This is a genomic window from Streptomyces sp. SID11385, from assembly GCF_010548245.1.
Classification (GTDB): Bacteria; Actinomycetota; Actinomycetes; order Streptomycetales; family Streptomycetaceae; genus Streptomyces.
Genome location: NZ_JAAGLR010000450.1, coordinates 1 through 3,392 on the forward strand (window position 1 = coordinate 1; position 3,392 = coordinate 3,392).

General features: G+C 76.7%; 1 protein-coding gene. It reads right to left on the bottom strand.

Annotated features, from left to right (window positions below; all coding sequences use genetic code 11):
- The coding region (locus G3I42_RS13725) for a non-ribosomal peptide synthetase (RefSeq protein WP_164285787.1) at positions 1-3,392 on the bottom strand (3,392 nt) is incomplete at both ends.

The window sequence follows — 3,392 nt, forward strand, 5'->3', positions numbered from 1 at the left end:
GGCGGGGAGGGCGACGCCGTCGGTCGCGACGAGGCACGCGGGGCGCGCGTCGTCGAGCATGTACGCGAGGCGGTCGGCCGGGTAGCCGGTGTCGAGCGGCAGGTAGGCGGCGCCCGCGCGGTGCACGGCGAGCAGGGTCACGACGAGCGCGAGGGAGCGCGGGACGGCGACGGCGACGGTCGTCTCCGCGCCCGCGCCGTGCGCCGCGAGGGTACGGGCGAGGACGTCCACGCGCCGGTCGAGTTCCGCGTACGTGAGCGAGGTGCCCTCGAAGACGAGCGCGGTCGCCCCGGGCGTACGGGCCGCCTGCGCCCGGAACGCCTCGGGGAGCGGGGCGTCCTGGGCCGCCGCCTCGGTGGCGTTCCACTCGGTGAGGACGCGGGCGCGCTCGTCCTCGCGCAGGACGTCGAGCGCCGTGAGGGGGCGGTGGGGCGCGGCGGCGGCCTGCTCCAGGAGGGAGACGAGGCGTTCGCCGAGGAGCGCGGCGGTGGACGCGTCGAAGAGGTCGGCGCTGTACTCGATCCAGCCCTGGATGCCGCCGCCCTCGCCCTGCTCGACGAAGTCGAAGCTGAGGTCGAACTTGGCGGTGTCCTGGCCGACGCTCTCGCGCCGCGAGGCGAGCCCGGGCAGGAGCGGGGCCTCGGTGCCGTCGCCCGCGAGGTGCACGACCATCACCTGGAAGAGCGGGTGCCTGGCGAGCGAGCGGGCGGGGTGGAGGGCTTCCACGAGGCGTTCGAAGGGAAGGTCCTGGTGGGCGTAGGCGGCGAGGTCGCTCTCGCGGACGCGGGCGAGGAGTTCGGCGAAGCTCGGGTCGCCGGACAGGTCCGTGCGCAGCACGAGGGAGTTGACGAAGAAGCCGACGAGGTCTTCGAGCGCTTCGTCCGCGCGGCCCGAGACGGGCGCGCCGAGCGGGATGTCCTCGCCCGCGCCGAGCCGGTGCAGGAGGCTCGCCACGGCGGCCTGGGCGACCATGAACATGCTGACGCCGTGCTCGCGGGCGAGCGCGCGCAGGGCACGCTCCAGGTCCGGGGCGAGGGTGAAGCCCACGGTGCCGCCGCGTCCGCTCGACTCGGCGGGGCGGGGCCGGTCGGTGGGGAGGTTCAGCTCCTCGGGGAGCCCGGCGAGGGCGCGGGTCCAGTGGTCGAGGAGCGCGGGGCCGGTCTCGGCGAGGAGGTCCCGCTGCCACAGGGTGTAGTCGGCGTAACGGGCGGGCAGCGGCGCCCAGTCGGGGGCGTGGCCCTCGGTGCGGGCGGCGTAGGCGGTGGCGAGGTCGGCGCGCAGGGGGCGGTCCGACCACTCGTCGGTGGCGATGTGGTGGAGGACCAGGAGCAGGACGTGCTCCCCGGGGCCGGTGGGCGCGAGCGCGGCGCGCAGCGGGAGGTCGCGGGACAGGTCGAAGGGCCGGGCCGCCTCGGCCGCCAGGTCCTCGTACCGCACCGCCGCGAGCGGGACCGCCGCCTCGTCGGGGGTCAGGACCCGCTGGTACGGGACGCCTTCGACGGCCGGGAAGACCGTGCGCAGCGGGGCGTGGCGGGTCACGACGTCCTGGAGGGCGGCTTGGAAGGCGGCCCGGTCAAGGTCGCCCGTCAGGCGCCAGGCGGTGGGGATGTGGTAGGCGGTGCTGGTCTCCTCGACCTGCTGGAGCAGCCACAGGCTCTGCTGCGCGGAGGAGAGCGGGAGGCGCGCGGGGACGGGGCGGGGGGTGGCGAGGGCGGGGCGCGCGGGGCCCGTCGTCCCGTCGACGCGGGCGGCGAGGCGCGCGGGGGTGGGGGCGTCGAAGACCGTGCGCAGGGAGAGGTCCGTGCCGAGCGCGGAGCGGACGCGGGCGACGAGGCGCATCGCGGTCAGGGAGTGGCCGCCGAGGGCGAAGAAGTCGTCGTCGGGGCTTACGTGTGCGTGGTCGAGCACGGCGGCGAAGAGCGTGCACAGCAGTTCCTCGCGCGGGGTGCGCGGCAGCCTGCCGCCGCTCGTGGCCGGGGACGGCGGGGCGGGCAGCGCCGCCGTGTCGAGCTTGCCGTTGACGGTACGGGGCAGGGCGGTCAGCACGACGAAGGCACCGGGGACCATGGGGGCCGGGAGCGTGGCCGCCACGTGGGCGCGCAGGGTCGCCGGGTCGGGCGCGGTGCCGGTGACGTACGCCACCAGCCGCTCCTCGCGGACGAGCACGGCTGCCGCCGAGACATCGGGGTGGCGCGTCAACGCGGCCTCGATCTCGCCGAGTTCGACGCGGAAGCCGCGGATCTTGACCTGGTCGTCGGCGCGGCCGAGGAAGACGAGCGTGCCGTCCGCGGAGCGGCGCACGAGGTCGCCCGTGCGGTACATCCGCGTGCCCGCCGGGCCGTAGGGGTCGGCGACGAAGCGTTCGGCGGTGAGCGCGGGGCGGCCGAGGTAGCCGCGCGCGAGCCCTTCGCCCGCGAGGTACAGCTCGCCGGGGACGCCGACGGGGGTGGGGCGCAGGGCCTCGTCCAGGACGTGGGCGCGCGTGTTGTCGAGCGGGGCGGCCCAGGCGCCTTCGGGGGTGTGGTGCCAGCCGTAGGCGTCGACGGCGCACTCGGTGGGGCCGTACAGGTCGTGGACGGTGGTGTGCGGGAGGGCGGTGAGGCGCTGCCACAAGGCGGGGGGTGTCGCCTCGCCGCCGACCGCGAGGACGGCGGGGACGTGGCGCGCGCGGTCCCCGGGGCCGGTCTCCGCGCGGCGCCCGGGTCCGCTGCCGGTCCCGGTCTCGGTCCCGGTCTCGGCGAGGAAGCCGTGGTGGAGGAGTTCGCGCAGGTAGGTCGGGGTGAGGTCGGCGAAGTCGACGCGCGCGTCCGTGATGCGGGCGAGCAGCGCCTCGGGGTCGCGCATCGTCGTCTCGTCCACGACGTGGAGTTCGTGCCCGGCGAGGAGCCAGAGCAGGGGTTCCCAGGAGCCGTCGAAGCTGAACGAGGCGGCGTGCAGGGCGCGCAGGGACGCGCGGCCGGTGGTGCGCACGGCGGGGGTGATCAGGTCGCGCAGGTGGGCGGCGTAGAGGTTGGACAGGCCCCGGTGGGTGCCGATGACGCCCTTGGGGCGGCCGGTGGAACCGGAGGTGTAGATGGTGTAGGCGGCCTGGTCGGGGCGGGGGGCGGGGGCCCCGGCGGTCGCCGGGGGCTCGCCGGTCGCGGGCTCGTCCAGCAACAGGCGTGGCACGCCCGGGACTTCGGGCAGCTCCGCCGCGTACTCCGTCGTCGTCACGAGGCACACGGGTGCCGCGTCGCCGAGCATGAACTCCAGGCGCTCCGCCGGGTGCGCCACGTCGAGCGGGAGGTACGCGGCCCCGGCGGCGAGGACGCCGAGGAGCCCGGGGACCATCTCCTCGCGGGGCAGCGCCAGCGCGACGACGGCCCCGGGCGCGGTGACGTGCGGGCGCAGGC